5 protein-coding genes and 1 pseudogene are annotated in these 2,900 nt (G+C 69.3%); 3 read left to right on the forward strand and 3 right to left on the reverse strand.

Going from position 1 to position 2,900, the window contains the following annotated elements; translation table 11 throughout:
- The 3 genes and pseudogenes from ACOADB_RS17185 to ACOADB_RS17195 form a co-directional block, all read right to left on the reverse strand.
- Nucleotides 1–189: pseudogene (locus ACOADB_RS17185) on the reverse strand (hypothetical protein); the annotation flags it as partial.
- A 1-nt stretch (nt 190) separates the two neighbouring features.
- Nucleotides 191–901 carry a beta-ketoacyl-ACP reductase gene (locus ACOADB_RS17190; protein ID WP_378601073.1) on the reverse strand — a complete coding sequence of 237 codons (711 nt, stop codon included), beginning with the start codon at nt 899–901 and terminating at the stop codon, nt 191–193.
- A 175-nt stretch (nt 902–1,076) separates the two neighbouring features.
- Nucleotides 1,077–1,292, reverse strand: a complete 216-nt coding sequence (locus ACOADB_RS17195; RefSeq protein ID WP_378601075.1) for a dodecin — start codon at nt 1,290–1,292, stop codon at nt 1,077–1,079.
- 37 nt (nt 1,293–1,329) lie between these two features.
- Between ACOADB_RS17195 and ACOADB_RS17200 the strand changes: the two genes are divergently transcribed.
- The 3 genes from ACOADB_RS17200 (at nt 1,330) to ACOADB_RS17210 (ending at nt 2,891) form a co-directional block, all read left to right on the forward strand.
- Entirely contained in the window at nt 1,330–1,623 is a 294-nt protein-coding gene (locus ACOADB_RS17200; RefSeq protein ID WP_378601077.1) for a DUF3099 domain-containing protein, read from the forward strand.
- On the forward strand, nt 1,613–1,801 hold the full coding sequence (locus ACOADB_RS17205) for an acetone carboxylase (protein WP_378601079.1): 189 nt from the start codon (nt 1,613–1,615) through the stop codon (nt 1,799–1,801). The genes ACOADB_RS17200 and ACOADB_RS17205 overlap by 11 nt, the downstream gene beginning before the upstream one ends.
- Nucleotides 1,802–1,970: 169 nt before the next feature.
- Nucleotides 1,971–2,891: a DUF559 domain-containing protein gene (locus ACOADB_RS17210; protein WP_378601081.1), complete on the forward strand. Its 921-nt coding sequence runs from the start codon at nt 1,971–1,973 to the stop codon at nt 2,889–2,891.
- Nucleotides 2,892–2,900 lie beyond the last annotated feature (9 nt).

The following is a 2,900-nucleotide window of genomic DNA, read 5'->3' on the forward strand; positions in this document are numbered from 1 at the left end:
GGGAAGCCGCTTGGCGATCCGGCGGGTGATCCGCAGTGCCTGGCCGAAGTTCGAGATGAGCACCGTGGCGCCCTGCTCCTGCGCGAACTTCGCCACCGCGAAGCCGATCGAGGTGTCGAGGGTGACCCCCGCGACCAGGATGTTCTTGCCGGCGAGGATGCCGTTCGGGTTGATGTTCGTGTCGCTCATGTCAGTGCCCCATTCCAAGTCCGCCGTCTACAGGGATCACAGCACCGGTGACGTACGCCGCCGACGGGCTGGCCAACCACAGCACCGCACCCGCGACCTCCGCCGGGTCGGCGTACCGACCGAGCGGGACCTGGCTGCGAATGCCTTCCTTCTGCTCGTCGCTCAGCACGGCGGTCATGTCGGTGTCGACGTACCCCGGAGCAACGACGTTCGCGGTGATGTTGCGCGGGCCCAGCTCGCGGGCCAGCGAGCGCGCCATGCCGACGAGGCCGGACTTGGACGCCGCGTAGTTGACCTGGCCGGGCGAGCCCAGCAGGCCGACGACACTCGAGATGAAGATGATCCGGCCCTTGCGCTGGCGCATCATCCCCTTGGCGGCGCGACGGGCCAGCCGGAACGAGCCGGTGAGGTTGGTCGCGATGACCGAGTCCCAGTCCTCGTCCGACATCCGCAGGACCAGCGTGTCGGCGGTGATGCCGGCGTTGGCGACCAGGATCTCGATCGGGCCGTGGGCCTCCTCGGCAGCCTTGAAGGCGGCCTCGAGCGCGGCGGGGTCGGTGACGTCCGCCTTGAGCTCGAGCGCGCCCTCGGGGGCACCGCCGCTGCGGGTGGTGACCGCGACGTTGTCGCCCTCAGCGAGGAAGGCTTCGGCAATGGCGCGGCCGATGCCGCGATTGCCTCCGGTGACCAGGACGGAGCGTGGTGAGTTCACGCCCACGACGCTACGGGGGGCGGGCTGTCCGGCTCGCGCCCAGCGGGCACCAAGATCATCAGGATCCCTTGTGGGACCCCAACAAATTCGATTGGCCGAGCCCGTCTCCGTCGAAGTGCGGGCAGCAAGCTGCCGCCGACGACTCCCGCCGTGCTGCCGGCGCGGAAGGGGACTACTACTCGTCGTCCTCGAGGCGGAAGCCGACCTTCATCGTGACCTGGAAGTGCTCGACCTGGCCGTCCTTGATCTGTCCGCGGACCTGGGTGACCTCGAACCAGTCGAGGTGCCGGAGGGTCTTGCCGGCGCGGTCGACGCCATTGCGGACGGCCTGGTCGATCCCGTCGGGCGACGTGCCGACGATCTCGCTGACGCGGTAGGTGCGGTTGGACATGGGTGAAGACTACTCACGGGGCCGTAGGCTGCGGGGTATGGATGCCATCCGGATCACCACCGCCGGTGACAACCCCCAGGCAGACATGGCCCGTCGGCAGCGCAAGTACGCCATCGCGATGACGATCCGGACGTTCTGCTTCATCGGGGCCGTCCTCGCCGGCGCGGCCGGCATCGGCTGGCTCTGGCCGATCCTGATCGTCGGGGCCGTGTTCCTGCCCTATGTCGCGGTGGTGCTCGCCAACGCCGGCGACAGCCGCTCCACCGCGCTCCCCCTCACCGGTGGCGGCGACGCGCAGCGCCAGCTCGGACCCGGCACCCATGGAGCCTGACTTCTGCTCGGCCCGCGGCTGCCGCGAGCCCGCGGTGTGGCAGCTCCTCTGGAACAACCCGAAGCTGCACACCCCCGAGCGCCGCAAGATCTGGCTCGCCTGCGCCGAGCACCGTGAATCCCTGGAGCTCTTCCTCGGTGCCCGCGGCTTCCTCAAGGACACCGTCCCCCACTCCTAGCGCGAGTTGGGGTTTGTCACCCCCGAGTTGGGGTTTGTCACCCCCGAGTTGGGGTTTGTCGTCGCCGTCGTGTCCACCAACCCTCCACAGGTACGTCGACGAGGTGGTCTGTCCACAGCACCGCCCCGGGCAGTGGGCAGGCGCTCGGCGCCCGCGGATCGTCGTACCCATGACCGAGACGTGTTATCCCGCAGTTCCGTTCACGGCGGCAGACGCCGCCGCCCTGGGCATCTCGCCCCGCCGGCTCCAGCTCGACACCCGCAACGGGCTGCTGATCCGCTGGGCCCGCGGTGTCTATGCCCGCGCCGATCTTCCGGACTCCGTCGAGCTGCGGGCGCACGTCGTCGCGCTCGGTACGTCGGACCACCATGTGATTCGCGACCGTACGGCGGCGTGGCTGCTCGGGGTCGACATGCACGTGATGAGCGAGCACGACCTGTTGCCGCCGGTCGAGTCCTGTGCCGTCCGCGGGCGCAATCCGACACGACGGCCGGAGGCGGACGGACGCACCCGGGACCTCGCACCCGGTGACGTCATCGAGCTGCATGGCCTCAGGGTCACCGCCCCGATCCGGACCGCGATGGACCTGGGCTGCAACCTGCGCCGACGTGAAGCCTTCGCCGCCATGAACACGCTGGCGAGACTCCATGGCTTCACGGCAGGCGACCTTGCGCTGGAGGTGCCCCGCTTCCGGGGCCGCCGGGGAGTCATCCAGTGCCGTGGGCTCGTTCCACTGGTCGATCCCCGCATCGAGTCGCCCCGGGAGGCATGGGTCCTCATCGAGATGTTGGACCACGGACTGCCTGCGCCCGAGCCGCAGTGGTGGATCGTGATCGACGGTGTGCCGACGTACCGACTCGACTTCGCCTACGTGAACGCCAAGGTGGCCGTCGAGTACGACGGCGAGGACCCCCACGACCAGACACCGGAGCAACGCGACGACGACCGCGAGCGGCGGCGTTGGCTACGCGAGAACGGATGGACCGTGATCGTGGTGAAGCGAGGTGACTTCACCGGGGTGGCGCGGGACCGCTGGATCCGGGAGGTTCGCGCAGCCCTGGCGCCGTCGTACACGAACCGTCGGTGGTGACAAACCCCA

It is taken from the genome of Nocardioides sp. CPCC 206348, assembly GCF_048654705.1.
Classification (GTDB): Bacteria; Actinomycetota; Actinomycetes; order Propionibacteriales; family Nocardioidaceae; genus Nocardioides.